Source organism: Alcaligenes sp. SDU_A2, assembly GCF_038237375.1.
Lineage (GTDB): Bacteria > Pseudomonadota > Gammaproteobacteria > Burkholderiales > Burkholderiaceae_B > Alcaligenes.
The window spans coordinates 2,663,830-2,690,574 of record NZ_CP151273.1; the positions used below are offsets into that span (position 1 = coordinate 2,663,830).

The 26,745-nt window shown below is 60.0% G+C and carries 19 protein-coding genes, 2 tRNA genes and 1 pseudogene; 5 read left to right on the forward strand and 17 right to left on the reverse strand.

The window, feature by feature from the left end; all coding sequences use genetic code 11:
- Positions 1-24: 24 nt before the first annotated feature.
- The 10 genes and pseudogenes from AADW57_RS12300 to scpB all read right to left on the reverse strand — a co-directional run.
- Positions 25-483, reverse strand: coding sequence for a DUF1641 domain-containing protein (locus tag AADW57_RS12300; protein ID WP_341667187.1), 459 nt, complete (start codon positions 481-483; stop codon positions 25-27).
- A 14-nt stretch (positions 484-497) separates the two neighbouring features.
- The gene (locus tag AADW57_RS12305) at positions 498-1,688 is read right to left on the reverse strand and encodes an NAD(P)/FAD-dependent oxidoreductase (protein WP_341667188.1); all 1,191 of its coding nucleotides are present in this window, start codon (positions 1,686-1,688) and stop codon (positions 498-500) included.
- Positions 1,689-2,006: 318 nt separating this feature from the next.
- The gene (gene typA / locus AADW57_RS12310) at positions 2,007-3,824 is read right to left on the reverse strand and encodes a translational GTPase TypA (RefSeq protein ID WP_341667189.1); all 1,818 of its coding nucleotides are present in this window, start codon (positions 3,822-3,824) and stop codon (positions 2,007-2,009) included.
- A gap of 3 nt (positions 3,825-3,827) precedes the next feature.
- On the reverse strand, positions 3,828-4,577 hold the full coding sequence (gene truB / locus AADW57_RS12315) for a tRNA pseudouridine(55) synthase TruB (protein ID WP_341667190.1): 750 nt from the start codon (positions 4,575-4,577) through the stop codon (positions 3,828-3,830).
- 32 nt (positions 4,578-4,609) lie between these two features.
- Positions 4,610-5,026: a 30S ribosome-binding factor RbfA gene (rbfA, locus tag AADW57_RS12320; RefSeq protein WP_341667191.1), complete on the reverse strand. Its 417-nt coding sequence runs from the start codon at positions 5,024-5,026 to the stop codon at positions 4,610-4,612.
- Between the two features lie 3 nt (positions 5,027-5,029).
- Positions 5,030-8,047, reverse strand: a complete 3,018-nt coding sequence (gene infB, locus AADW57_RS12325) for a translation initiation factor IF-2 (protein ID WP_341667192.1) — start codon at positions 8,045-8,047, stop codon at positions 5,030-5,032.
- 68 nt (positions 8,048-8,115) lie between these two features.
- Positions 8,116-9,600 carry a transcription termination factor NusA gene (gene nusA / locus AADW57_RS12330; protein ID WP_341667193.1) on the reverse strand — a complete coding sequence of 495 codons (1,485 nt, stop codon included), beginning with the start codon at positions 9,598-9,600 and terminating at the stop codon, positions 8,116-8,118.
- On the reverse strand, positions 9,597-10,088 hold the full coding sequence (rimP, locus tag AADW57_RS12335) for a ribosome maturation factor RimP (protein ID WP_341667194.1): 492 nt from the start codon (positions 10,086-10,088) through the stop codon (positions 9,597-9,599). The genes nusA and rimP overlap by 4 nt, the downstream gene beginning before the upstream one ends.
- Positions 10,089-10,417: 329 nt before the next feature.
- The gene (rluB, locus tag AADW57_RS12340; protein ID WP_341667195.1) at positions 10,418-12,070 is read right to left on the reverse strand and encodes a 23S rRNA pseudouridine(2605) synthase RluB; all 1,653 of its coding nucleotides are present in this window, start codon (positions 12,068-12,070) and stop codon (positions 10,418-10,420) included.
- An 89-nt stretch (positions 12,071-12,159) separates the two neighbouring features.
- Positions 12,160-12,861, reverse strand: a pseudogene (gene scpB, locus AADW57_RS12345) (SMC-Scp complex subunit ScpB); the annotation flags it as partial.
- A gap of 70 nt (positions 12,862-12,931) precedes the next feature.
- On the opposite strand from scpB, the gene AADW57_RS12350 reads away from it, so the two are divergent.
- Together AADW57_RS12350 and AADW57_RS12355 are read left to right on the forward strand one after the other, a co-directional pair.
- A tRNA-Met gene (locus tag AADW57_RS12350) sits at positions 12,932-13,008 on the forward strand.
- 633 nt (positions 13,009-13,641) lie between these two features.
- Positions 13,642-13,718: transfer RNA gene (locus AADW57_RS12355), tRNA-Met, on the forward strand.
- 96 nt (positions 13,719-13,814) lie between these two features.
- On the opposite strand, the gene AADW57_RS12360 is transcribed toward AADW57_RS12355, so the two are convergent.
- Positions 13,815-14,759 (reverse strand): hypothetical protein, encoded by a 945-nt coding sequence (locus tag AADW57_RS12360; RefSeq protein ID WP_341667196.1) that lies wholly within the window; start codon positions 14,757-14,759, stop codon positions 13,815-13,817.
- A gap of 140 nt (positions 14,760-14,899) precedes the next feature.
- On the opposite strand from AADW57_RS12360, the gene AADW57_RS12365 reads away from it, so the two are divergent.
- A complete protein-coding gene (locus AADW57_RS12365) occupies positions 14,900-16,054 on the forward strand; it encodes a GNAT family N-acetyltransferase (RefSeq protein WP_341667197.1) in 1,155 nt (384 codons plus the stop codon).
- A 3-nt stretch (positions 16,055-16,057) separates the two neighbouring features.
- On the opposite strand, the gene phaR is transcribed toward AADW57_RS12365, so the two are convergent.
- The 5 genes from phaR to AADW57_RS12390 all read right to left on the reverse strand — a co-directional run bounded on the left by phaR (position 16,058) and on the right by AADW57_RS12390 (position 21,015).
- Positions 16,058-16,603 (reverse strand): polyhydroxyalkanoate synthesis repressor PhaR, encoded by a 546-nt coding sequence (gene phaR / locus AADW57_RS12370; RefSeq protein ID WP_341667198.1) that lies wholly within the window; start codon positions 16,601-16,603, stop codon positions 16,058-16,060.
- A gap of 52 nt (positions 16,604-16,655) precedes the next feature.
- Positions 16,656-17,393, reverse strand: coding sequence for an acetoacetyl-CoA reductase (gene phbB, locus AADW57_RS12375; protein ID WP_341667199.1), 738 nt, complete (start codon positions 17,391-17,393; stop codon positions 16,656-16,658).
- 126 nt (positions 17,394-17,519) lie between these two features.
- Positions 17,520-19,154 (reverse strand): PHA/PHB synthase family protein, encoded by a 1,635-nt coding sequence (locus tag AADW57_RS12380; protein WP_341667200.1) that lies wholly within the window; start codon positions 19,152-19,154, stop codon positions 17,520-17,522.
- Between the two features lie 143 nt (positions 19,155-19,297).
- Complete coding sequence (gene pgeF, locus AADW57_RS12385; RefSeq protein ID WP_341667201.1) at positions 19,298-20,065, reverse strand: peptidoglycan editing factor PgeF; 768 nt, start codon at positions 20,063-20,065, stop codon at positions 19,298-19,300.
- Entirely contained in the window at positions 20,047-21,015 is a 969-nt protein-coding gene (locus AADW57_RS12390) for an RluA family pseudouridine synthase (protein WP_341667202.1), read from the reverse strand. Before AADW57_RS12390 ends, pgeF begins: the two co-directional genes overlap by 19 nt.
- 113 nt (positions 21,016-21,128) lie before the next feature.
- Between AADW57_RS12390 and AADW57_RS12395 the strand changes: the two genes are divergently transcribed.
- A complete protein-coding gene (locus tag AADW57_RS12395) occupies positions 21,129-21,908 on the forward strand; it encodes an outer membrane protein assembly factor BamD (RefSeq protein ID WP_341669699.1) in 780 nt (259 codons plus the stop codon).
- Positions 21,909-22,058: 150 nt separating this feature from the next.
- On the opposite strand, the gene AADW57_RS12400 is transcribed toward AADW57_RS12395, so the two are convergent.
- The gene (locus tag AADW57_RS12400; RefSeq protein ID WP_341667203.1) at positions 22,059-24,113 is read right to left on the reverse strand and encodes an ATP-dependent DNA helicase; all 2,055 of its coding nucleotides are present in this window, start codon (positions 24,111-24,113) and stop codon (positions 22,059-22,061) included.
- A gap of 277 nt (positions 24,114-24,390) precedes the next feature.
- On the opposite strand from AADW57_RS12400, the gene AADW57_RS12405 reads away from it, so the two are divergent.
- Positions 24,391-26,745 carry a Tex family protein gene (locus AADW57_RS12405; RefSeq protein WP_341667204.1) on the forward strand — a complete coding sequence of 785 codons (2,355 nt, stop codon included), beginning with the start codon at positions 24,391-24,393 and terminating at the stop codon, positions 26,743-26,745.

Here is a 26,745-nt window from a genome sequence, read left to right on the forward strand (position 1 = left end):
CGTCAAGGAGTGCCCCGCCGCGCATTAATCGCCGGTATGGTCCAAATTCTGATAGCGCATCTGCTTACCCATTACCCCGGCCGCCACTAAAAAGAAAGTCAGCCCGCGACGCACGTCCGGCTCTTTGGCCAAGCGCAGCAAACCCATCAATGAAGGTGTCTGCTCGGTAGCCCGTACCTGATCGGCGGCCATGCGCGCGGCATTACCCACCGCCCACACTGCACCTGTCCCCTCCTCCAGCGAACGCGCCAATTTCTCCACCATATAGTCATCCGTCATGTCCACCAGATCGGCCATTAACGATGCCACATCCACCAATCGATTCAAGCGACCGCCGGCCAGCAGTGGCTCTATCTTGGCCAGCAGCTCTTCCAGCCCTTTGACGCCCGGGTCCTCGCCCAGCAACGCCTGCAGCCCCGTCGGTGCCTGGGCAGCCGCCGCTGCCAGACCTGGCTCCAACCCCGTGTCCAGTTGCGTCTTCATACCCATCTCCTTGCTCAAATCAATCCACGGGCCACGGCCCAGTACACGCCCCGATTAAATCCCTTGCGCATCAAACCACCCAATTTGGTGGGCGGCGTGGGATGCACGTCTTCCGTGTAGTCGTACCAAAGAGGCATGCCGCCCTCCAGCCCCATCTGGGCGACGGCGACCACACGTCCTTCGTACTCATCACACGTGTGGCCAAAGCGAATTTCGGAAGCCAGATTATTGACCAATACCGGCGATTGGCTGTGGCAAGAGCCGCCTGCTTTGCTGATCGGTAGATCAACCGTGTCTCCCAACACATAGACATTGTCCAGGCCCAGCACCTTCAGGGTCTGGTGGTCGGTCGGCACCCAGCCCTCGCCATCGGCTGCCTGCGAAATGCCCGAGTCGCGCACAGCCGGCACAGCAGTAATGGGCGGGGTGGCCATCAGAATATCAAAAGGCTCTTCGCCGCCTTCTTCCGAATAAGCGATCTTGCGTTCCGGATCGACGCGGCTGAGCGTAAAGCCACGCTGGTGATGGATACCCCGCTGCTCGAAAATGGGCGGCAGGACCTGGCAAACCTCATCCTGCAGAAATAGACAATTGCGCAGCAACTGAGAAACCGTGGGATAGGTATACGATATCTGCACCTGATCGCGCACACCGCGCCGCCGCAGAAAATCGTCCAGCATCAACGTGGTTTCCACGGGCGCAATGCCGCACTGATGAGGCACATTGTGAGTCTTGGGGAAAGTCACGGTAATCAGCACTCGCCCTTTTTCCAGATGGCCCAGACGCTCGGCCAGCTGACGTGCAGGGGCATGCTGATAAAAATGATCCCCACCCTCTTTCAGACCTTCGATCTTCTCGGGAGCAGGCACGCAACCTGTCGAAAGGACCAGATAGTCATAGGAAATCTTCTTGCCGCTGGCGCAATACAGGCGACTGGCCGAAAAATCAAAACCGCTGACTTCCTCTAGCTGGAAATCGATCTCCGGGCGCAACAAGGAGCGTTGAGGACGCCGCAGTTCATCCCGAAAGAAAGCATTGAAAGCCACGTACATAAAAGCCGGCTTGTAATAATGCCAGGGCGAATTGGATAAAAGAGTGATGCGAACCTTTCCGGAGCGGATTTCCGGATACAGTTTGGTGACCAGGTGATTGGCGGTCATGGTACCGCCTATCCCTCCCCCTACCACGACAATATGCTGCGCCATCGGTGTTCTCCTTCAGGAAAAACGGACCGGCAAGACAGATGCCAAACGCCGGTCACAGGAACCAGCCATCGCATGACAGCAATGTATCGCCCGGCCATCAGAAAACCGGAGCGAGACCCCAAAAAGAAAGCCAACCGGCAGAGGCTCTGCCTGCGCATATAGATTAATAAAACCCTTTTTTATTATCTACAGTTATTAACCCCTAGCTGTTCATTGCGGGAAATGCCGTTCCTGCCCTACACATAAGCGTTGCCCAAAACGCAGAACGCCTGCACAAGGCAGGCGTTCTGGTACTTCGTCAACAAACAGAAGCGGCGATCAACCTTCGCGCATACTGCGGCGACGCTCGTGCTCTTTCAGGAAGCGTTTGCGCAGACGGATGGACTTGGGAGTCACTTCGACCAGCTCGTCATCGTCCAGGAAGTCCACCGCGTACTCCAGGCTCATGCGGATAGGCGGCACCAGGTCGATATGCTCATCCTTGCCGGAAGCGCGCACGTTGGTCAGCTTCTTTTCCTTGATGGGATTGACGACCAGATCGTTGTCGCGGCTGTGGATGCCGATGATCATGCCTTCGTACAGTGCTTCGCCGGGCGAAACAAACATACGGCCGCGATCTTGCAGCTTCCACAGTGCGTAGGCAACGGCGTCGCCTTCGTCCTGGCTGATCAGCACGCCATTACGACGCTCACCCACCGTGCCTTCGCGCATGGGGCGGAATTCGTCGAAAATGTGGCTCATCAAGCCAGTGCCGCGGGTCAAGGTCATGAATTCGCCCTGGAATCCGATCAGGCCGCGCGCAGGAATACGATATTCCAGGCGGGTACGGCCGCGACCATCGGGAATCATATCCTGCAGATCACCGCGCCGACGACCCAGCTCTTCCATGACGCCGCCCTGGTGGCCGTCTTCCACGTCCACGGTCAGCAACTCGTAGGGCTCCATCTTGACGCCGTTCTCTTCGCGGATCAGCACGCGCGGACGCGACACGGCCAGCTCGTAGCCTTCACGGCGCATGTTTTCGATCAGAATGGTCAGGTGCAGTTCGCCCCGACCGCAGACCTCGAACACGGTATCGTCGTCGGTATCGTTAACGCGCAGCGCCACGTTGGACTTCAGTTCGCGGTCCAGACGGTCGCGCAACTGGCGACTGGTCACGAACTTGCCTTCACGGCCCGCCAATGGCGAGGTGTTAACCATGAAGTTCATGGTCAGGGTAGGTTCGTCGATGCGCAGCAAGGGCAAGGCTTCGGGAACGGCCGGGTCCATGACCGTGCAGCCGATGCCGATTTCTTCGATGCCATTGATCAGCACAATGTCGCCGGCCTCGGCTTCTTCGACCTGCACACGCTCCAGGCCCTTGAACTTCAATACCTGATTGATGCGACCCTTGATGGCTTCGCCATCGGGGCCGAACTTGACCACCACATCCTGGCCGGAACGGACACGACCGCGGTTCACGCGGCCCACGCCGATCTTGCCCACGTAGGAGCTGTAGTCCAGCGAACAGATCTGCAGCTGCATAGGCCCGTTTACATCGTCGTCGCGCTGCGGCACGTGCTGCAGGATGGCATCAAACAGCGGACGCATATCGCCTTCGCGCACATCTTCGGTCAGACCGGCATAACCGGACAGCCCCGATGCGTAAATAATGGGGAAATCCAGCTGTTCGTCGGTGGCGCCGAGCTTATCGAACAGATCGAAGGTGGCGTTAATGGCGTAGTCGGGGCGTGCGCCTGGACGGTCGACCTTGTTGACCACCACGATAGGACGCAGTCCCAGTTCCAGCGCCTTGCGCGTCACGAAACGGGTCTGTGGCATGGGGCCTTCGACCGCATCCACCAGCAGCAGAACACCGTCCACCATGGACAACACGCGCTCGACCTCGCCGCCGAAGTCGGCGTGACCGGGGGTGTCGATGATGTTGACGTGCGTGCCTTCGTATTCGACGGCACAGTTCTTGGCCAGAATGGTGATGCCGCGCTCTTTCTCGATATCGCCCGAGTCCATGACGCGTTCCGAGACATGTTCGTTCTCGCGGAACGTACCGGCTTGTCTCAACAGTTGATCGACCAGGGTAGTCTTACCGTGGTCGACGTGGGCAATAATGGCCACATTGCGCAATGCGCGACTCATAACTCATCCTTCTGATTGAAGTTTCTTGGGCAAAATCTCGGTAGGCAAACTCTCGATGGCCAGCAAGGCCGACATCGGGTCTTCCATCGCCTGCAGCGGTTCAAGGCCATAAGCGTCGTCGATGTGAAAAGGACCCAGCTCCGTACGGCGCAAGGCCGACAGGTGGGCATAGCATCCCAGTGCGCGACCGATGTCCTGCGCCAGGGTCCGGATATAGGTTCCCTTGCTGCAGCGTACATACAGACGCGCGAAATGCGGCGTGCATTCCAGCACGTTTAACTCGCGAATCACGACCTGTCGTGCCTCGCGTTCCAGCTCTATGCCCTGACGGGCATATTCATACAGGGGCTTGCCATCGCGCTTGAGCGCAGAATACATGGGCGGCACCTGCGAAATCGGCCCCCGAAATGCCGGCAGCACCGCTTCCAGCGCATCCGGGCTTACTCCGGTGAAATCTGTTGCCTGCGCCACGACATTGCCGGTCAGGTCGCCCGAATCGGTTTCGGTGCCGAAGGCCACGGTGGCCTCGTAAGCCTTGTCGGCCTCCAGCATCGTGGCGGAAATCTTCGTGGCCCGGCCAAAGCAGCAAACCAGCAGCCCAGTGGCAAAAGGGTCCAGCGTTCCGGTATGGCCGGCCTTGCGGGCGTCCAGGGTACGGCGGGCGCGTTGCAGAGCGTGGTTGCTGGACAGGCCTACAGGCTTGTCCAAAAGCAACACACCATCAATCAACTGCCCGCGTCGTCGCGTAGCCATTGTGTATCAGTCCGTGAAAAACAACAGCCGAGTCAGGACTGTTCGTCTGGGTCGTCGGCTGGGGAGGCCGAGCCGTTCATTCGTTCGCTGTCGGCCTGGTTGGCGCTGTCGATCAGCTTGGACAGTGCCATACCGCGTTCCAGTTGCCTGTCGTGATGGAAATGCAGGGTGGGCACCGTATGTATGTGCAGCAGCTTATAGAGCTGCGAATGCAACCAGCCCGCCTTCTCCGATAGGACAGCCTGAGCCGTCTCGGGTTCGGCACCAAGCACCGAATAATAAATTTTAGCGTGTGCGTAGTCCGGAGACAACTCCACGCCAGTCAAGGTAATGAGACCAGCGCGGGTCATATCGATCTCGCGCTGGATCAGGACCGCCAGATCCTTCTGGATCTGGTCGGCCAGGCGCGTATTGCGCCCTGGGTTCGGTTTGGACTTGTGTCTTGCCATGAATTAAAGCGTCCGGGCGATCTCTTTGATCTCGAAGACCTCGAGCTGGTCGCCCACCTGGATATCGTTGTTGCCGCGCAGCGTGATACCGCAGTCGAAGCCGGAACGCACTTCCTTGGCGTCGTCCTTGAAACGGCGCAGCGAATCCAGATAACCGCTCCAGTGGACAACGTTATTACGCAGCAAGCGAACTTGCGAATCACGACGCACCACGCCTTCGGTAACCATACAACCGGCGATATTGCCAATCCGCGACACATTATAGACTTCGCGGATTTCGACCATGCCAATGATCTCTTCGCGCTGCTCGGGGGCCAGCATGCCCGACAGAGCCGCCTTGACCTCGTCGACCGCATCATAAATGATGTTGTAATAACGCAGATCAATACCGTTGGCTTCGGCCAGTTTCTTGGCACTTTGCTCGGCACGCACGTTAAAGCCGATCACGACGGCATTGGAAGCAATCGCCAGGTTCACGTCGCTCTCGGAAATGCCACCCACTGCGGCATGCACCACCACCACGCGCACTTCGTCGGTAGAGAGCTTGACCAGCGACTGCACCAGCGCTTCCTGCGAACCCTGCACGTCGGTCTTGATGATGAGCGACAGCGTCTGCGTGCCTTCGCCCAGGTTGTCGAACATGGACTCCAGCTTGGCGGCCTGCTGTCGCGACAGTTTGACGTCGCGGAACTTGCCTTGACGGAACAGGGCGATCTCGCGGGCTTTACGCTCGTCGGCCATCACGACCAGTTCGTCCCCTGCGCCGGGCACTTCGGTCAGACCCTGGATTTCAACCGGGATCGAAGGGCCGGCCGAGCTGAGCGACTTGCCGGTTTCGTTCAGCATGGCGCGCACCCGACCAAAGGATGCGCCGACCAACACGCTATCGCCACGATTCAAGGTGCCGCTTTGAACCAGGATGGTGGCCACAGGACCGCGGCCCTTGTCCAGACGTGCTTCAATGACGGTACCCTTGGCAGGCGCATCCACCGGCGCTTTGAGCTCCAGCATTTCGGCCTGCAGCAGCACGTTTTCCAGCAGTTCGTCGATACCCTGGCCGGTTTTGGCCGACACAGGAATGAAAGGCACATCGCCGCCGTATTCTTCCGGCACGACCTGCTCGGCAACCAGCTCTTGCTTGACGCGCTCTGGGTTGGCCTCGGGCTTGTCGATTTTGTTGATGGCCACCACCAGCGGCACACCGGCCGCGCGGGCATGGTGAATGGCTTCGCGAGTTTGAGGCATCACACCATCATCAGAAGCCACGACCAGGATAACGATGTCCGTTGCCTTCGTACCCCGGGCGCGCATGGCCGTAAAGGCTTCGTGGCCCGGAGTGTCCAGGAACGTAGCCGTGCCGCGCTCGGTTTTTACGTTGTACGCCCCGATATGCTGCGTAATGCCGCCGGCTTCACCCGAAGCAATCTTGGCGCGGCGAATGTAATCCAACAGCGAGGTCTTGCCATGGTCCACGTGGCCCATGACGGTAACCACAGGCGCGCGCGGCTTGAGCTCAGCATCGGTCGCCTCGGCATCGACCAGGAAGGCTTCCGGATCGTCCAGCTTGGCGGCAATGGCTTTATGGCCCAGCTCTTCCACCAGAATCATGGCGGTTTCCTGATCCAGCACCTGGTTGATGGTGACCATCTGACCCAGTTTCATCAAATGCTTGATGACCTCGGCCGCCTTAACAGCCATGCGGTGCGCCAGATCGCTGACGGAGATGGTTTCCGGCACATGAACTTCGCGTGCGATGAATTCGGCCACCTGCGGCTCGCGACGCTCGGGCTGCGCATTGCGACCACCGCGTCCACCCTTGCCGCGACCGGCCTTGGTGTTGGACTTCCAGCCTTCGCGGGCACCACCGGCCCCAGCCGATGCAACATCGGCCTTGGAGGGCTGCTTTTTGCGATTGGCATCGCCACCCCAACCGGGCGCGGCGTCGGTCTTGACGGTCTTGCCAGGTGCCTTGTCGGTCTTGGCACCCTTGACGTCTTTCTTGACCGCGCTCTTTGCGCCCGCCTTGCCGCTACCTTCGCCTTCAGGCTCAGGAGCACGCAACACTTTGCGCGGACGATTCAGCATTTCACGCAGCGCAGCTGCCTCGGCTTCAGCCGCCTTGCGGGCGCGCTCGCGGTCTTGATCCTGCTCCACATCGGCAGCAACGGGAGGAATGACGGGGCCACGAGCGGCGCGGCGCTGGCCCACGCCAGACATTTCCCGGGGTTTTCCGGTCGAAGCGGGCGACTTGGCCCCTTGAGGATGCTGAGGTTTATTCACAGGAGTAGATTGACGAGCTTCTGAAGCAGATTTAGTAGGTACCACTGGCTTCTCTTCGGCCTTGGCCTGGGTAGATGGAGCCTCGAGCGCTTCGGTCTGGGCCGGCACATGCTCTTCGGATGGCTCCGAAGGCGCGGCAACCTGCTCCTGAGGCTGAGGTTCTGGTTTGGATTGACTCTCTTGGACGGCGGCTACAGGCTCCACAGGAGCAACAGGTTCCGGCGCTGGAGCAGGAGGAGTCGACTGGACGAGCGGTTCGGCTGGTGCAGGTTCCGGCTTGACGGCCGGCGGCTCGGGAGCCGGTGCCGCAGCGACGGGCTCGACAACGGGCGCAACCGGCTCGGCGGGCTCTGGTGCCGCCTGGCTGGCTTGCTCGGCCTGCTCTGCTGCCTGCCTGGCATTTTCCTGGTGCATCGCAGCCGTTGCCTCTGCCACCAGCTCGGACGGGTCACGCTTGACAAACACGCGCTTTTTACGTGTTTCCACCTGAATCGTGCGCGAACGCCCGGAGCCGTCGTCCTGACGGATCTCGGATGTCTTGCGGCGGGTCAGGGTGATTTTATTCCCTTCCTGACTGCCGTGCGAGCGGCGCAACGATTCAAGCAGCTTCGCCTTATCCGAATCGGTGATGGCGTCATCGACCGATTTGAGCTCAATACCTGCGGTGCGCAGCTGCTCCAGCAGAACATTCGCAGGCATTTTCAGTTCTTGAGCGAACTGGGCGACAGTGTTACTCGGCATTCGACTCTCTCTTGCTTTACTACAACTATTCTTAATGAATACAACGCGCGGGACCTAGGGGGTCATGATCAGGCCTCGTCGTCAAACCAGTGGGCGCGAGCGCGCATGATGAGCTCGCTGGCCTCGTCCTGGCCCAGTCCGGTCATCTCGGACAGCTCATCGGTGGCCAGCTCGGCCAGATCGTCCAGCGTTGTAATCTCGTTTTCGGCCAGTTGAGCGATGATCTCGGGCGTAATGCCTTCGATGCCGGCCAGTTCCTTGGCAGCGGTCTGCACCAGCTCTTCCTTGGCGATGGCTTCGCTCAACAGCGCATTGCGGGCACGGGCACGCAGCTCGTTGACCATGTCCTCGTCAAAGGCCTCGATTTCCTGCAGCTCCTGCAAGGGCACGTAGGCAATTTCTTCCAGACCGGTAAAGCCTTCGTCGATCAGGATATCGGCCACGTCCTCGTCCACATCCAGGCGGGACATAAAGGCGGCGCGCACTTGCTCACGTTCTTCGTCCTGACGGTTGCGGCTTTCCTCGGGGGTCATGATGTTGATCTGCCAGCCGGTCAGTTCGGAGGCCAGACGCACGTTCTGGCCACGGGCACCGATGGCCTTGGGCAGGTTTTCTTCGTCCACCACGACATCCATGGCGTGCTTGTCTTCGTCCACCAGAATGGATTCGACATGTGCAGGCGCCAATGCGCCAATGACGAATTCGGCCGGATCATCGGCCCACAACACGATGTCGACCTGTTCGCCGCCCAGCTCGTTGCGCACGGCCGTCACGCGCGAACCACGCATGCCCACGCACGTGCCAATGGGATCGATACGCTTGTCGTAGGCAATGACCGCAATCTTGGCGCGCACGCCGGCATCGCGGGCGGCGGCTTTGATTTCCAGCAGACCCTGCTCGATCTCGGGCACTTCGTTCTCGAACAGCTCCTTGATGAACTCGGGTGCCGTGCGCGACAGAATCACCTGTTGGCCGCGTGCCGCGTAATCCACTTTCTGCACCCAGGCCCGGACACGATCGCCCACGCGGATGTTTTCCTTGGGGATCATCTCGGAACGGGGCAGGCGGGCTTCGATCTTGCCCATCTCGATGATGACATCGCCCTTGTCCATACGCTTGACCGTACCGGACACAATGGTTTCGCCGCGCTCCAGAAAGTCGTTCAGCACCTGTTCGCGTTCGGCATCGCGGATTTTCTGCAGGATGGCCTGCTTGGCCGCCTGCGCCCCGATGCGACCAAACTCGATGGGCTCGAGCTCTTCCTCGATGTAGTCGCCCACCTGCAGCTCGGGATCGATATCCAGCGCGTCGGAGTACAGTTCCTGCTTGTCCGGCTCTTGCAGGCCGGCCTCGTCGGGCACGACCAGCCAGCGCCGGTAGCCTTCGTGGTCACCGGTTTCCCGGTCGATATCCACACGGATATCGACATCTTCTTTGAAGCGTTTCTTCATGGCCGAGGCCAGGGCGCTTTCGAGCGCGCCAAAAACAACTTCTCGTGCTACCGACTTTTCTCGCGCCAGCGCATCGACCAGCAATAGAATTTCGCGACTCATCGCTTCTTACCCTTGAAATCAAGAACGGGGTCCAATTTGGCACGATCCACCTGGTCATAGGTGAAGTCGAGCTGCGTCAGCTTGCCCGATGCATCGTCCAGTTCGAGCCTAAAAACGGTATCCAGAGGCACATCGGCGGCCAAAGTGCCCTCTGGGGCGTGGAGCGTACCCACGAATACTTTACGACTGTCGATCGCCTCGTGCAGACGAACCTGCACACGCTGACCGGCAAAACGCACGAAATCGCCCACGCGCAACAAGGGTCTGTCCACCCCCGGCGAGGTCACTTCCATGCGCTTGTAGTCCACGTTCTCGACCTCGAAAACGCGCGACAATTGTTTGGACACCCATTCGCAGTGCTCGATACGCACCCCTTCCGGATGATCGATGACCACACGCAGCAGGCCCAGCGGCGCACGCTCCACGTCCACCAGTTCGTACTCTGTGCCTGCCAGGGTCTGTTGCACCAACGCTAGAATGTCTGCCATAAAATCCAAAAAAAATGGGCTGTACGCCAGCCCATGGTCACCATGCCAGCCTGCCGTCCGCCTTGCAGACAACAGCACCGGCTTCGCGCACTGCCAACGCCACAGTGAGTCCTGCCACACGCGCAGCCAGACTGACTACCGCACCCCACCCTGAACACAGCCAAGCAAGGCGGATCGCTGGCACGCAGCATCAAAAAAGACCCAGCAGGCACAAGTGCCACTGAGCCAAGTTCTTTATTCTACCAGAAAACCGGAAAATGCGTGCATTCACGCGGCCTTACAGGCTTGAATGCGCAGCGCCGGGCGCACGGCCCGGCACCTGCCTCTAACTATCGACGCCCGCGCCCCAGTTGGGACTCGTGCGCAGCCGAACCGGCCGGCTGCCAGTCATCATCACGACGTGTGCGCCGGCGCACCACCGTGGTCGGCTTCTTGGCACCCGGCTTGCTCCCCTGATGCGCGCCGGCGCGATCCGCACCGGACTTGCCGCGCGCGGCCGAGCGTCCTTCTTGGGGCCGCCCGTCCTGGGGCCTGCGACCCTGGCCGCCACGCGGCGACTCGCTGCGCTGGCGTTGTCCGCCGTGCTCACGCCGCCCCGCGTCGGGGTGACCGTTAGCCAGACCGCCACTGATGAACAAAGCGCCATTGGCCTTTTCATTGACCTGCGCCCCCCTGGCCGGACGCGGACGCGCCCCTGCCAGACGGCCGCCGCGCCCGATCCGGGCACCACTCAGGCCATTGTGCTCCAGCGTACCGAAACCCGGCGGCAAAGCACTGTCGTGTGACAAAGGCTGCCGCTCCCGGCGCGCCTGCCCGCCCTCTTCATCGCCATCCTTGACCAGCCCCAGACGCAGCATGAACGCCAGCACCAGATCGCCGTCCAGCTCTTCCCAACGGCCACGGCGCAGATTCTTAGGCAGGCCAACCTCACCAAAGCGGGTCCGGATCAAGCGGCTGACCGTAACACCCATTGCCTCGAACATGCGTCGCACCTCGCGGTTGCGCCCCTCGTTCAAGGTCACGCGATACCAGCGATTGCTGCCCTCGCCCCCCAGGTACTCCAGCGAACCGAACTTGGCCGGCCCGTCTTCCAGCGCAATGCCGTCGCGCAAAGACTGCATCTGCTCTTCGGTCAGCTCACCCAGAATACGCACAGCGTATTCGCGCTCGGCGCCATAACGCGGGTGCATCAGACGGTTGGCAATATCACCGGACGTGGTGAAAATCAGCAAACCCTCGGTATTCAGATCCAGGCGTCCCACAGACAGCCATTTGCCCATTTTCAAGGAAGGCAGGCGCCCAAACACAGTCGCACGCCCTTCGGGATCGTCGTGCGTCACAATCTCGCCGGCGGGCTTGTGATACAGAATGACCCGTGGCGGACGTTTGCCACCGGCACGATTGAGCAATTGGCCATTGACGCGCACCTTGTCATCCGCGCCCACACGCTGGCCGATATGCGCAGGCTCGCCATTGACGGACACCCGTCCGGCAATGATCAGCTCCTCCATATCGCGCCGCGAGCCTATACCCGCTTCGGCCAGCACTTTATGCAGCTTGGGCTGGACCAATTCACTACCCATATATTTGCCCAGCTTCTGGGACAAACGCGCCTGCTTGTCCAGGTGGCTGAATGCGATCTCATCATCGCCTTCCAGCACAAGCACCGGCGCATCGTCCGCAGAATGCCGTGCATTCGGACGACCACCACGCGCCGACGAGCCTGCCGAGCGACGGTTATTGGAGTTCTGGCCGGCAGCCGGCTTGCGCCGGGCCTGCGGACGGGCCGGCTTGGCCTTGACCTCGGTCGGCGCGGCAGCCTGGGCAGACTCACGCTGGCGAGGGGTCGACTCCTGGGTCGCATCGCCACGGCGGCGGCGAAACGGCGTACGCAGCTTGCGGCCCTGGCCCTTGGCGCGGGCACTTTTGCCATCCTGCGCCTGCGGCGCCGGGGCTGTATTCGTCTCGTGCGAATCAGTCATTTTTAATCATTTACTCCAGAGTTTTTTATTTCGTGCATCGAATCCACCTCTTGCCGCCCCGCATCCAGCGCGACGGCATCTTGCGCATTCGACTCAAATCCGAGCACACCCGGCGCAGCCTGCAACAAGGCCGGTTCTTGCGAACCGCCCATCAAAGCCTGCTCTCGGGCAACAGTGTCAACATGTATATCCAGGGCTTCATCCGCCTGCGGCTCACGGCCGGGCTGCCCCGCCACCGCGACATCGGCGGGCGATGGGTCCAACGCCTGCAGCGCGTCCAAAGACTCGACCGCAGGCAACTCGTCCAGCGAACGCAATCCAAGATCGTTAAGGAACTGGCGCGTGGTTCCCAACAAGGCGGGCCGTCCTGGCGCATCCCTGTAGCCAAGCACCTCGATCCACCCCCGGTCCTCCAGGGTGCGGACAATCTGCGTGGACACACCCACGCCGCGTATATCCTCGATATCTCCACGCGTCACGGGTTGACGCCAGGCAATAATGGCCAGGGTCTCCAGCACGGCACGGGAATATTTGGGCGGACGCTCCAGGTCCAGCCTGGACAAAAAAACCTGCATCGCCGGGCGGCTCTGAAAACGCCAGCCGCTGGCCACCTGAACCAACTCCAGGCCGCGCTCTTTCCAATCCAGCTGCAATAAAGCCAGATAACGCCGCAAATCGTCAGCCGTCACTTCCGGCGACACAAACATCTTGCGCAGTTCGGCGCTGCTCATGGGCTGTCGCGCGCACAGCAGGGCCGTCTCCAGGACGCGAATTATTTCACTTTCGGTCACTACTGGGAAGCCTCACTGTAAGACAAAACTTGCATATATTAAAAGTTCAGTGTTAATATTCTTTTTCCGGCGCGGGGTGGAGCAGCATGGTAGCTCGTCGGGCTCATAACCCGAAGGTCGTAGGTTCAAATCCTGCCCCCGCAACCACTACACCGGAATTCAGCCAAAAGCCAGCCACCACGAGCTGGCTTTTTTCTTGCCCGCTCAAAACACAGCCATCACTGTGCCGGCCACGCAGCACGGCTGTGCGCAGATTGCGCCCAGGCGCAATACCCGACACGGGCCGGCGACAGCAGACAGACAAAGTTAGGTTGACGGAATACATGCCTGGATAAGTCCTGGATCAATACCGGGATGAATCCGCGCCGGCCCAGCCAGCGCAAATACAGCACAAGAAAAAATCAGGGCGACCTGCGGGGCCGCCGATCATCGACAACGCCATCGCATCATCGAGAACCGGCCCAGCAAAATAAAACAGAGAAATTCGTTGCCGGCGCGCCCCTGTTAATGGGGGACCGACTGCGGTTACAACGCTACGTCCGAACTAGGACCAGCGGGGTACGAATGGCTGCTTGCGCGTTTGAGCTTTTTGAAAATGCCAGTCAAGCCATATCTGTACTCACGGTATCTATTACACCACCGCCATCGGCATGACGCAAGAAAATTGACCCGCATCCGTTACGACACGCCACTGCCACAGACAACAACGCACCTGATCGTGAAAAAAAAACCGTCACACTATGTACATATTCAAAAAACGTGTTATAGTTATTCTTCTGACGCGGGGTGGAGCAGCATGGTAGCTCGTCGGGCTCATAACCCGAAGGTCGTAGGTTCAAATCCTGCCCCCGCAACCAAACATCGGCAGCCTGCATTTTAAATCCAGGCTTCGCCTTAAAAAACCGGACTTAGTCCGGTTTTTTTTCGCCTGTTCCTTTTGCGCTCTCCTGTGTTCAGGGCAGGTTCTTGGGCGCGCTCAACACCATGCGCAACCAGTCGCGTACACGCACATAAGCAAACGGCAGATCTCCACGAGCATATCGCGCCTGTACCCGCATGCCGGACATGGCCTTGCGCACTTGATCCATAGATCCCGCCCCGCCCAGAGCCAGGCCATCGAGCGGCGGATCAAAGTCCAGGCGCAAATCCAACTGCCCTTTCGGTGCCGGCAACTCGCCGATAAAGTCCAGCAGGGCCTGACGACTGGCCAACGCCGCCGTGGAAGGCGGCATCAACATCACCGCTGTGCGCGCCGCCAGCAGGCCGGCCTGAATGGTCGGTTTGGGATCTTCATATAGACTGATGGAACTGACGACCGCCGGCATGATCATGCTTTGCACCAGTGCCACATTATCCAAGCGCAGCCGCAGATGCCGCAAACGCAATGCCGGCAGGTCCTCAAGCCGTAAAGGCTGCCCGGCCAACTCCGATGCCTGGGCAAGCACATGCACACTGATTTCTCGCAAACGCTCACCGCGCAGCACGGCTCGTTCGATACGCAACTGACCGGACTGCGCGTCCCACACATAGTCCATCCCAAAGCTCATGGGCAAGGCCTGCAGGCGCATCAGATAATCCTGGCCCGGCATCCGGCCGGTCAGAACATAAATACCAGTCACATCCAGGGCAAGAGTCTGGGGTAGATCCCCTTCCTCTCCACCTGACGCGAATCCCGACCCACTCAGGCGCAACTGGTCAAAGGCCAGTACCATTGACCCTGTCCCGGTTCCCATCTGCCCCTGCCGGATCACGCAAGTTTGCGGCTGATCCTGGACGTCCAAACTGCCTTCGTGCTGCGCATGCACAGCAAAGCGGCTCAGCAAAAATTCGCACACTGGCCCGGCCTGGGCAGCGCCCAGGAACATCATCAGGGCAGGTAAGATCAGCATTTTTTTCATGACTTCTACTCCAGGCGGACCACCCATGCCAGCCTGGACACCGGTTATGCCTTCCCAAGGTTCACAACGCTGGCTAGTATACAAATCCATCCTTGCCTGCGATAGACGGCAAGGGCCGCAACCCTCCGACCCGATTCGCCATGCCGCTGTCCGCACCCGCTCGTTTCTCGTTGCAGACCTGCCTGCAAGACATCCCCGCTTCCAGCTGGGATGCCTTGAGCGCAGGACATGTCTTTCTGCGCCATGCCTTTCTGCTCGCCCTGCAACAAAGCAACTGCGCGAACACAAACACTGGTTGGGGGGCAAACTTCCTGCTGATGCATCGCGGCGAACACTTATGCGGTGCCGTGCCTCTCTATCTGAAACATCATTCGCGCGGCGAATACGTGTTCGATCAAGGCTGGGCCCAGGCCTACCTGCGCAACGGCCTGGATTACTACCCCAAGCTGCTGGTCGCCGTCCCCTTCACGCCCGTCGGCGGGCCGCGGCTGCTGACCACACACCCTCAGGACAAATTGCTGCTGGCCCGCCAGTTGCAACAGCTTGCTCAAGACAATCAGCTCTCGTCCGTTCATGTGCTGTTTCCCTCCACCCAGGACAGGCAGGCTCTGGAGCAAGCGGGCTTCATGATCCGGCACGACGTGCAGTTTCATTGGCACAACCGCGACTATGACGATTACGAGGCTTTTCTGGCGGACATGACGCAACAAAAACGCAAGAAACTGCGTCAAGACAGCCGCAAAATTGCGGATCAAGGCATCACATTCCAACACCGGGAGGGAACAGATCTAGGGGAGCACGAGCTCGATTACTTCTACCAATGCTATGCCAACACGTACACCGAGCGCGGCCAGATTCCGTACCTGACGCGCGATTTCTTCGCTCGCCTGCGCACACACATGCCTGAAAACCTGACTCTGATCCTGGCGCGCCGCGACGGCCGCAACATCGCCAGCGCCCTGTCGCTGCACGACGGTCAAACGCTGTATGGGCGTTACTGGGGATGCACGCACTATGTGCCCGGCCTGCATTTCGAGACCTGCTACATACAGGCCATACGCTATTGCATTGCGCAGCGCCTGCAGCGCTTTGAAGGCGGAGCACAAGGCGAACACAAGCTATCGCGCGGCCTGGTGCCCGCCGCCACCTGTTCGGCACACTGGATGACCGACCCGCGCTTTGCACAAGCCGTCGGACAATTCCTAAACGACGAAGCGGGCCAGGTGGCCCGCTATCGCGACAGTTTGGCGGCACACACTCCGTTCAAGGCGCGCCCGTCACAGGATCAGAGCTAACAATCAGCCTTTTTTATCCTTGCCGCCCGTAGGCTGGACAAAAGGAAAGACCGAGAACATCTGACGTGTCTGATCCTGCATCTGATCCTGCATCTGCACGAACAAATTCTTGCTCTGGTCGATATAGTTGTTCATGACGGACTGCATAATGGGGGCTTGCACGTTCATGAACTGCGCCCAGGTCTCGGGACCGAACTGCGCCCCGTACATGCCCTTGGACTGTTCAGTCATGCGCTCCTGGATTTCCATAAAGGCCTGTATGTTTTTCTCCAGGTACGAGCCCATGACCCCCTGCATGGCATTGCCATAAAAGCGGATGATCTGCATAAGCACCGGCGTGGAAAACATGGGGATTCCACCGCTTTCTTCTTCGAGGATGATTTGCAACAGTATGCTGCGCGTCAGGTCTTCGTTGCTTTTGGCATCGACAACCGCGAACTCCTCGCCCGACAGAACGAGCTGCTTGACATCGACCAAGGTAATGTAGGCGCTGGCCTGCGTGTCATACAGACGTCGATTGGGGTACTTCTTGATGAGTCGAGATCCCATGCTGATGCTTACTTCCTAATCAATAAATACATAGAACAGATGCTTGTGAGCGTCAGCTCATGTGCAGGCCGCCGTTCAGGGAGAAATCCGCCCCCGTGGCAAAACCCGAATCACCCGATGCCAGCCAGGCCACCATAGCGCCGATTTCGTCCGGCGTGCCCAGGCGCCCGACCGGAATGGTAGCAACGATTTTTTCCAGCACATCGGGCCGGATGGCACGCACCATATCGGTTCCGATATAGCCGGGAGAAATAGTATTGACCGTCACGCCCTTGTTGGCAACCTCTTGGGCCAACGCCATAGTAAAGCCATGAATGCCGGCCTTGGCCGTGGAGTAGTTGGTCTGGCCGAACTGCCCCTTCTGGCCATTGACCGAACTGATGTTGATGATACGCCCCCACTTGCGCTCGACCATGCCGTCGATGACCTGCTTGGTCACGTTGAACAGGCTGTTCAAATTGGTATCGATCACTGCGCGCCAGTCCTCCTGGCTCATGCGTCGGAAGGTGCCGTCGCGAGTGATACCTGCATTATTGACCAGCACATCCACTTGTCCGAACTGGGCAAACACGCTCTTGAACGTCTCGACCGTCGACTCCCAGCTGGCCACATTGCCGACCGAAGCGTGGAAGGTATAGCCCTGCTCCGCCTGCTCATCCAGCCATTTCTGGAAATCGCGATTGGGGCCGCAGCCGGCGATCACCACAAATCCATCCTTGGCAAGACGCTGACAAATTGCGGTGCCTATCCCTCCCATACCACCAGTTACATAGGCTACTTTGCTGCTCATATACATCTCCTGAGGGGGTGACGAAGCAGGAATCGGTCTGCGGCGCCGCAGGCAGGCGCGTACCGCTTCCAGACAAGAGGAACAGGCGCACAACAGCCCTGTCCCGAAAAAGAACAGGTACGTCGCTTACTGCGCGCGCACTTTGACATAGCTGCCGGGTGCAGCCTCCAGAACAGGGTAACGCGCATGCCCCAGCGTACGCCGGGCACGCTTTCTGGAGCCGGACAAGGGCTTTAGCCAATCGATCCAGTCCGGCCACCAACTGCCTGGCACCGACTGAGCCTGGGCCATCCACTGCTCGGGATCGACGACCGAAGCCTCGCCCTGGGTCTGTTGCCCCACCCAAAAGTTGCGGCGTTGCTTGGCCGGCGGATTGATGACACCGGCAATGTGCCCCGAGGCTCCCAGCACAAAGCGATGCTGGGCGGCCGGCAAAGCGCGCAAGGACGCGTAGGCCGACTGCCAAGGCACGATATGATCGTCGCGCGAACCATACACATAGACAGGCAGGTCCAACTTGGCCAGGTCGGCGCAATGGTCACCAAAACGCACCCCTCCCGGCTGCACCAGACGGTTTTCCAGATACGTGTTGCGCAGATACCAGGTAAAGAATGGACCGGGCAGATGCGTACCGTCCGAGTTCCAATACAACAGATCAAAAGCCGGCGGAGTTTTACCCTGTAAATAATTGCTGCTGACGTAGTTCCAGACCAGTTCGGCCGGTCGCAAAAACGAGAAAGTGCTGGCCAGTTCGCGGGCGTTGAGCAATCCTCCCTGCCCCAGTTGCCACTCCCGGAAGGCGACATGCGCCTGATCGATGAAGACGTTGAGCACGCCCACATCCGAAAAATCCAGCATGGTGGTCAACAGCGTCATCGATGCCGCCGGGTCCTGGCCACGATCATGCGCCAAGGCCAGCGCGCTGACCAACAAGGTTCCGCCGATGCAAAAGCCCAGAGTATTGATCTTGTCCTGGCCGGACAGCTCCTGACTGACGCGGATCGCCTCCAGCACACCCTGCTCCATATAGTCCTGCCAATCCAGGGACTGCACATGGGCACCGTCGGCAGGCTGCGGGTTGCGCCAGGACATCAGGTAGACAGTCATGCCCTGATCCACGGCATGACGCACAAAGGAATTGCTCTCTTGCAGATCAAGAATGTAGAACTTGTTGATGCAAGGCGGCACGATCAGCAGCGGCACGGCATGCACCATCGTGGTCGTGGGCGCATACTGGATGAGCTGAAAGAGGTCGTTCTGATACACCACGGCACCGGCCGTCGTGGCCACGTTGCGGCCCAGCTCGAACTGACTCTCGTCGGTCTGGGTCATGCGGCCTTTCTGCATGTCCCCCAGAAAATTGCGCATCCCTTGCAACACCGACTGTCCGCCGCTGTCCACCGCGGCCTGCATGGCCTGGGGATTGAGCAACAAATAATTTGAAGGCGACATGGCTTCGGCCCACTGCATCAGGGAAAAATCCAGTCTTTCGCGCTGTGCGGGCTCTATCTGAGCCAGATCGAGCATATCGCGCATGGCCTGCACGCCCAGTTCCCAGACATGCGCATTGAATTTAGCCACCGGATTGCTCTGCCAGGCAGGGTCGGCAAACCGCCTATCCTTCAGTTCAGGCAAGTCGCCCGTCTTGGCCTGCTCCCAAAGACGTTGCCATTGCTGCACGTAGCGCTTTTGGAGTTCTGCGAACTGTTCTGCATCGTTGGAACCTGCAAAACCTTGAAACGCATTTTGATTATTCAACATCGGCCACCTTTAGACGATTCTGCCTCACCCTTTCATCATGGTGTTAGTAACAAAAATCGTCAATTGGGGTAATTAATTAGGCGAATCAGCCAATAGTAACTATTCGCTATTTTCATATACCCCAAAAGCGTACAAGCGGCATGTTACGGACTGGTTAAACGGGCAATAGTGGCCTGCCTACCGGTCTGGGGAGAGCGGCGATACGAATAGAAGCGTTCCGACTCTGTATACGTACATAATTGACTGAAATAAACCTGAATGTCCCCCGGACACAATAATTCCAATTGCCGTGCGGCCATGCCCGATAAATCGGCCTGCCATTTCCCTGCTTGTTGGCCTGCAATAAAAAAAGGCCGGTTTGCAGGATCGGCCTGCACAAAAGCATCAAATACTTCCTGCCCAACCTCAAAACAAGGCTGACTGATGGCAGGTCCTATCCAGGCCCGCCATTGCTGGGCCTGGGGACGCCGCTGCTTGATCAGCGCCATCATCCGCGCCAACACCCCGGCCTGCAGTCCACGCCAGCCCGCATGAGCCACACCGACGACACTGGCCCGTTCATCCCAGACCACGACGGGCAGACAATCGGCCGTCAGGATCGCCAGCACACGATCACTTCGGGTCGTGACGGCTGCATCGAACAAACGCGGTTCATCCGGCAGCACGTCCTGGTCGGCGTCCAGCACATCCGTGCCATGCACCTGTTGGAGCCAGACCGGCTCGGCCCCTAGCACGTCGCGCAGACGTTGCCGATTGGCCTGGACCTGCAGCGGATCATCGCCCGTATTGGTGCCCAGGTTCAGACTGGCGCGCTCACCGCTGCTGCTCCCGCCGATGCGCGTGGTGCAAAAGTAAAGCAGCCCGGACTGGTCCGGGCCGCTGACATTAGGGATCAAGGACGCGTGTTCCACGCAATCACCTCCTGGACAGACTGAAAATCCTGGGGTGGCGCAGCCGTAAAAGACTGGCGCAGGCCCGTATCGGGATCATCGAACTGCAAAATATGGGCATGCAGCATCTGGCGCTGCGCGCCGGCGATCATGCGCCCGCCATACAAGGTGTCGGCCACCAAGGGATGATGAATGGAACTTAAATGAACGCGAATCTGATGCGTGCGTCCGGTCTCCAGCCGACAGGCCACCTCCGTAACCGCTTCGTCATCCGGCGCGTAGCCCTGACGCACCGCCTCGTAATGGGTCACGGCTGGCTTGGGCGCGATCGACGCGGCGGCACTCATGCGTACCGGCACGCGTGCATCCCTGCCGATGGGCGCATCCACCGTGCCTTGCCCCGGCAACACACCGTGTACCAAGGCAAGATACTGACGCCCCATGCTGCGCTCCTGCAATTGACGCACAAAATGCGTCTGCGCCACTTCTGTGCGGGCCACCACCAGCAAGCCGGAGGTATCTTTATCCAGACGGTGCACGATCCCGGCGCGCGGTACCTGACGCAGGGCTGGAAAGCGAAACAACAAGCCATTAAGCAGCGTCCCGCGCCAGTTGCCCGCGCCCGGATGCGTGACCAGACCGACGGGTTTATTGACCACCAGCCAGGAATCGCTCTGGGCCAGGACCTCGAAAGCGACATCGTCAGGCTCGAAAGCCATGTCTTCGGGGGCTTGCTGCTCCCATACCAACACCGTATCGCCGGGATACACGGTATGCTTGGTCTTGACGATTTCGCCATTGACCAGCACATGCCCATTTTCCACCCACGATTGCAGGCGGCTGCGTGAATGCTGCGGAATCAGGCGCGCCAGCGTCTTGTCCAGCCGGTCCGGTGCCGAACTGATGGGAAGTACGAAACGCAGTGGCTCCGCAGAAAAAAGACTATCTTTTTCGGTATCTGTGTCAGGCATGGCGACAAATCATATAATTGACCCGCAATGCTAACACCAAGGATGCTTTTGTGACTCGTCTGAACCTCAACTTGCCGCGCGCGCGTGGCAACAAACTGGCCCGGCTGGCCACGATGATGGTTGCGGCTGCCCTGCTCGCAGGCTGCGGCACCACCAAAAAAGAAGTGGACCCAACGGCAGGCTGGACAGCCGAACGTCTCTATCAGGATGCCCGCCAGGAAATGTCCGCCGGCAACTGGAAAGATGCGCGCGCCCGCCTGGAGGCTGTCGAGTCCCGCTATCCGTTCGGCACCTTTGCCCAGCAGGCCCTGATCGATCAGGCCTACATTAACTGGAAAGACGAAGAACCCGCCAAGGCCTTGGCGGCCATCGACCGCTTCCAGAAACAGTACCCCAGCCACCCCGGCACGGACTACATGCTGTATCTGAAAGGCCTGATTTCCTTTACTCCACCCAGCGCCGCCCTGGCCAACGTCACGCAGCAAGACCCCAGCGAACGCGACCCCAAAGGTCTGCGCGAGTCCTACGAGGCCTTTAACGAACTGCTGCAGCGCTACCCCAACAGCCGCTATGCGCCCGATGCGGCCAAGCGCCAGACCTGGCTGGTCAGCACCATCGCCCAGAACGAAGTGCACGTGGCCGAGTACTACTACAAGCGCGGTGCCTACGTAGCCGCCATCAATCGCGCCCAGACCGTCATCACCGACTTCAAGGGCGTGCCGATTGCCGAAAAAGCCCTGTACCTGATGTACCTGTCTTACGACAAGCTGGGCCAGACCGATTTGCGTGACGACACCAAGCGCGTGCTGGACACCAACTTCCCTGATTCGCGCTATTTCAAAGAAGGCCTGGACGCCAAGGTCAACTACTGGAATCCGATCAACTGGTTCTGAGCCGATCCCAGCCGCACCCCAAACCCGCCATTGCCGGCGGGTTTTTTTTGATTGTGCGGTGGTGATCGTAACGATGACAGAAGAGCCGCCCGTTCTCGGGTGGCGGCTCCAGACAGGCATACTTACGGCGATCGGAACCAGAAATACTGTTTACTCTGGAGCCGCCTCTTGCGCAGAGGGTTCTCCCCTGGAGGACTCGGCCTGGCGCTTGCGCCTGTGCTCGTGCAAAAAAGCCAGAGCGCGAGCCGGGTCGCGTGTGCGGGCAAAGGGCGGCAGACCGCGCCAGAGCAGCTTGCCATACGGTTTGTCCACGATACGCGTATCGCCAACCATCAATACTCCCCAATCGCGTTCGGTGCGGATCAGGCGCCCTGCCCCTTGTTTCAGGGCAATGGCGGCTTCGGGCAACTGGTATTCCATAAAAGGATTACCGCCCCGTTCGCGGCATTCGTTGATGCGCGCCTCCAGCACCGGATCGTCCGGCGGCGCGAAGGGCAACTTATCGATGGCCACCAGCGTGAGGGCATCGCCGGGCAGATCGATGCCCTCCCAGAAGCTGGCGCTGCCCACCAGCACGGCGTTGCCACGAGCGCGGAACTCGTCCAACAAAACCTGACGGGACCGTTCGCCCTGGCGCAATACGCTGCGTTCGATATCGCGTTGCTCGAAGCGGTCGCGCAACATATCGGCGATGCGTTCGACCGAGCGCAAGGTGGTACACAAGACCAACACCCCGCCCTGACCGGCTTCGATCAGGGGCATCAAGGCATCGACAAAGGCTTCGTTAAAGCGTGGGTGACTGGGCAGGGGCAAGGTGCTGGGCACATAGAACAAGGCCTGATTGGCATAATCGAAGGGCGAAGGCCAGGCCTCGGTACGCGCATCGAACAGACCCAACTGACGCTTGAAATGATTGAAATCGCCATGCACGGATAAGGTGGCCGAGGTCAATACCCAGGACTGTTCCTTGCCCCGATAGCGCGAAAAAATCTTGGCTACCGACAAGGGGGCGCTGTGCAGGCGCAGATAATGCTGGCCGCTTTCCACCCAGCGCACAGCCTGATCCGCCTGTTCTCGCTCGTCGGAGTCATCAGGCAAGTAGGCATGGCGCCCCTGGCGATCGGGCTGGCTCCACTGAAACAGGCGGGCGCGCAAATCCAGGCCGGCCTTGTGCGCAGCGGTAAGATCGGGGTGGCGCTCGGCCACCATGGCCAGCATCTTGATGACCTTATCGAACGTTTCCAGCAGTTGTTCCAAAGCCTGGTCAAATGCATCCGGTTCGGGCAAGGCCTGAAACGTAGCGCGCCCCCCTTGCCTGGCCAAAGAAGCGGTACATAGATGCAGGTCGCGGGCGGCCTGCTCCAGCTTGCGCGCCACAGCGCTCCAGTCCACGGTTTCGCGCGCCTGGGCCAGGCCTGCCGCCTCGATCTGCCGACACAGATCCACGATCTGATAGAGCGAGACGCTGCTTCCCAAAAAGCGCGTCGCCACATCGGGCAACTGATGGGCCTCGTCGAACACCACCAGATCCACGCTGGGCAACAAATCGGTGACGCCTTCTTCGCGCAACGCCAGATCGGCCATGAACAAGGCATGGTTGACCACCACCACATCCGCTTCCTGCGCATGACGGCGTGCCTTCATGACAAAACAATCGCGCAGAAATGGGCAATCCTGCCCCAGGCAGTTTTCCCGCGTGGACGTGGCCCGATGCCAGATATCGGCATCTTCGGGGACTTCAGCCAGTTCGCCCTTGTCGCCCGAACGGCTGCGCTCGGCAAATAGTTGTATGGCGCGCAGATAACCGACCTCGGTACGCGATTTCAGCGCCCGGTCGTCCTGGCCCAGGCGCTCCAGATGATAATGACAGACGTAATTGCCACGCCCCTTGAGCAAAGCCACATCCACCGGCAGGGCCAGCGCCTTGCGCAAGTGCGGAATATCGCGCCGATACAGTTGATCCTGCAACGTGCGGGTGCCCGTGGACACCAAGGCCTTGCCCCCACCCATAAAGACAGGCACCAGGTACGCCCAGGTCTTGCCTGTGCCCGTACCGGCTTCGGCAATCAGCACGCCCGCCTCGGACACCGTCTGGCTGATGGCCTGAGCCAGTTCGAGCTGAGCCTGACGCGGACGGTAGTGCGAAACAGATTCGGCCAAAGGCCCCTGGGGGGCGAAAATATCGGAGTAATCCTGCAACAGCATGGGGCAAAAACCGGAAGTGAAATGTAAGCACGCGCCCAAGCGCAGACCTCGCCCTTCGGGCCGGGATGAAGCGCGGCATTACCTGTTATCCAGCGCCAGAGGCGCTCCTGAGCACTGATGAATAAGCGGCGACCTGGCGGCCAAAGTTCTTCTGGGCAGCAAGAACTGTCTACAATCACAGTGGAATACATACAAGATGATACCCGCCATTGCTGCGTCGCTGCCGGTCTTTATGGCAAAATGCGGCGCTTGAAGATCCTTTTACAACGATGGACTCATGACTGAAACGACTGCGCAGACCCTTGCCCGGCAACACGATCAACATCAGATTCTGGCGCTGCTGGCTACCGAACTGAACATCCGCGCCCCCCAGGCTGCCGCCGCGGTGGAATTGCTGGACAACGGGGCCACCGTCCCTTTCATCGCCCGTTACCGCAAGGAAGCCACCGGCGGGCTGGACGACAATGTACTGCGCGAACTGGAAGTGCGCCTGATCTATCTGCGTGACATGCAGGCCCGCCGACACGCCATCCTGGAGTCCATCGGACAGCAAGGCAAGCTCACCCCGGAGTTGGAGCAAGCCATCCTGGCGGCCGATACCAAACAGCGTCTGGAAGACCTGTACACGCCCTACAAGCCTAAACGCCGCACTCGCGCCCAGATCGCGCGCGAAGCGGGTCTGGAACCACTGGCCGACGCCATTCTGGCAGACCGCAACGCCGATCCGCTTGCGCTGGCCGAACGCTACCTGAACCCCGAGGCCAAGATCGAGTCGGCCAAGGCCGCGCTGGACGGCGCACGCGACATTCTGGCCGAACGCTTTGCCGAGCAGGCCGACCTGCTGGAGGCCATGCGCGACTATCTCTGGAAGGCTGGCCACCTGTACTCGAAAGTGGCCCAAGGCAAAGAACAGGAAGGTGACAAGTTCCGCGACTGGTTCGACTTTAACGAAGCATTGCGCCAACTGCCTTCGCACCGGGTGCTGGCCCTGCTGCGCGGCCGCCAGCAAGGAGCGCTGGAACTGCGCATCGGGCTGGACCCGGAAGCCGATCAGCTACTGCCCCACCCCTGCGTGCTGAAAGTAGCCGAACTGACCGCCATCGGCGCGAGCTTTGCCGCCGACGCCAGCCCGCGCGATCACTGGCTGGCCGAAGTCTGCCGCTGGACCTGGCGCGTCAAACTGCTGACCGCCTTTGAAACCGAACTGATCGGTCGCCTGCGCGACGATGCCGAACAAGAAGCCACCCGGGTTTTTGCCGCCAACCTGCGCGATCTGCTATTGGCCGCCCCAGCAGGCCACAAGGCCGTACTAGGCCTGGACCCTGGCATACGCACCGGCGTCAAGGTCGCCGTCATCGATTCAACCGGCAAAGTGCTGGACACCGCCACCGTGTACCCCTTCGAGCCGCGCCGCGATCGCGAAGGCAGCCTGCGTACGCTGGCCGCCTTGGCCACGCGTCACCAGGTCGAACTGGTTGCCATCGGCAATGGCACGGCATCCCGGGAAACGGAAAAGCTGGTCGCCGATCTGCAACAAGCCTTCCCGCAACTGCCCCTGACCCGCGTCATCGTGTCCGAAGCCGGGGCCTCGGTCTATTCGGCGTCCGAAGTCGCAGCGCAAGAGTTCCCCGACATGGACGTCAGCCTGCGCGGGGCGGTATCCATCGCACGCCGTCTGCAAGACCCCCTGGCCGAACTGGTCAAACTCGACCCCAAATCCATCGGCGTAGGCCAATACCAGCACGACGTAAATCAACGCGAACTGGCCCGCAGCCTGGACGCCGTGGTCGAGGACTGCGTGAATGCCGTAGGCGTGGATGTCAACACCGCCTCTTACGCCCTGCTGGCGCGCGTCTCAGGCCTGAACAATACGCTGGCCAAGAACATTGTCAGCTGGCGCGACGAGAACGGCGCGTTCCAAAGCCGTCGCCAACTGCGCGAGGTGCCTCGCTTTGGCGAAAAAGCTTTCGAGCAGGCCGCGGGTTTTCTGCGCATCCCCGGTGCCCAGAATCCGCTGGACGCCTCGGCCGTACACCCGGAAGCCTATCCAGTCGCGGCCCGCATACTGGAGCGCTTGCAGGCCGATGCCGCCAGCGTCATGGGCCAGGCCGGTTCCCTGAAGGGTCTGTCCCCCTCGGACTTTACCGACGAGCGCTTTGGCCTGCCTACCGTGCGCGATATTTTTGCAGAAATCGAAAAACCGGGTCGCGACCCGCGCCCTGAATTCAAGACAGCCCAGTTCCAGGAAGGCGTACACTCCCTAAATGACCTGACCCCCGGCATGGTGCTGGAAGGCGTAGTCACCAATGTGGCCAACTTCGGAGCGTTCGTGGATATCGGCGTACACCAGGACGGTCTGGTCCATATTTCCGCCCTGTCCGACACCTTTATCAAAGACCCACGCGATGTGGTGCGCGTCGGCCAGACCGTCAAGGTCAAGGTGCAAGAAGTGGACGTGGCCCGCAAGCGCATCGCCCTGACCATGCGGCTGAACGACGACGCCCCGGCAGGTGGCCGCCGCAGCGATTCAGGCACGCCCCCCGTACGGCGCGGCGGCCAGCGCCCTGCCAACCCCACCGCTGCGGCCCCGCAAGGTGCCATGGCGGCTGCTTTCAGCAAACTCCGGAGATAA

Bases quoted from the DNA above. Each gene is read 5' to 3' on its own strand.
- infB (WP_341667192.1), bottom strand. From the start codon at position 8,047: ATGCCGAGTAACACTGTCGCCCAGTTCGCTCAAGAACTGAAAATGCCT.
- rbfA (WP_341667191.1), bottom strand. From the start codon at position 5,026: ATGGCAAGACACAAGTCCAAACCGAACCCAGGGCGCAATACGCGCCTG.
- AADW57_RS12360 (WP_341667196.1), bottom strand. From the start codon at position 14,759: ATGAAAAAAATGCTGATCTTACCTGCCCTGATGATGTTCCTGGGCGCT.
- AADW57_RS12380 (WP_341667200.1), bottom strand. From the start codon at position 19,154: ATGTTGAATAATCAAAATGCGTTTCAAGGTTTTGCAGGTTCCAACGAT.
- AADW57_RS12390 (WP_341667202.1), bottom strand. From the start codon at position 21,015: ATGCCTGACACAGATACCGAAAAAGATAGTCTTTTTTCTGCGGAGCCA.
- phaR (WP_341667198.1), bottom strand. From the start codon at position 16,603: ATGGGATCTCGACTCATCAAGAAGTACCCCAATCGACGTCTGTATGAC.
- rimP (WP_341667194.1), bottom strand. From the start codon at position 10,088: ATGGCAGACATTCTAGCGTTGGTGCAACAGACCCTGGCAGGCACAGAG.
- nusA (WP_341667193.1), bottom strand. From the start codon at position 9,600: ATGAGTCGCGAAATTCTATTGCTGGTCGATGCGCTGGCGCGAGAAAAG.
- typA (WP_341667189.1), bottom strand. From the start codon at position 3,824: ATGAGTCGCGCATTGCGCAATGTGGCCATTATTGCCCACGTCGACCAC.
- AADW57_RS12365 (WP_341667197.1), top strand. From the start codon at position 14,900: ATGCCGCTGTCCGCACCCGCTCGTTTCTCGTTGCAGACCTGCCTGCAA.
- AADW57_RS12405 (WP_341667204.1), top strand. From the start codon at position 24,391: ATGACTGAAACGACTGCGCAGACCCTTGCCCGGCAACACGATCAACAT.
- AADW57_RS12305 (WP_341667188.1), bottom strand. From the start codon at position 1,688: ATGGCGCAGCATATTGTCGTGGTAGGGGGAGGGATAGGCGGTACCATG.
- truB (WP_341667190.1), bottom strand. From the start codon at position 4,577: ATGGCTACGCGACGACGCGGGCAGTTGATTGATGGTGTGTTGCTTTTG.
- phbB (WP_341667199.1), bottom strand. From the start codon at position 17,393: ATGAGCAGCAAAGTAGCCTATGTAACTGGTGGTATGGGAGGGATAGGC.
- rluB (WP_341667195.1), bottom strand. From the start codon at position 12,070: ATGACTGATTCGCACGAGACGAATACAGCCCCGGCGCCGCAGGCGCAG.
- AADW57_RS12395 (WP_341669699.1), top strand. From the start codon at position 21,129: ATGATGGTTGCGGCTGCCCTGCTCGCAGGCTGCGGCACCACCAAAAAA.
- AADW57_RS12300 (WP_341667187.1), bottom strand. From the start codon at position 483: ATGAAGACGCAACTGGACACGGGGTTGGAGCCAGGTCTGGCAGCGGCG.
- AADW57_RS12400 (WP_341667203.1), bottom strand. From the start codon at position 24,113: ATGCTGTTGCAGGATTACTCCGATATTTTCGCCCCCCAGGGGCCTTTG.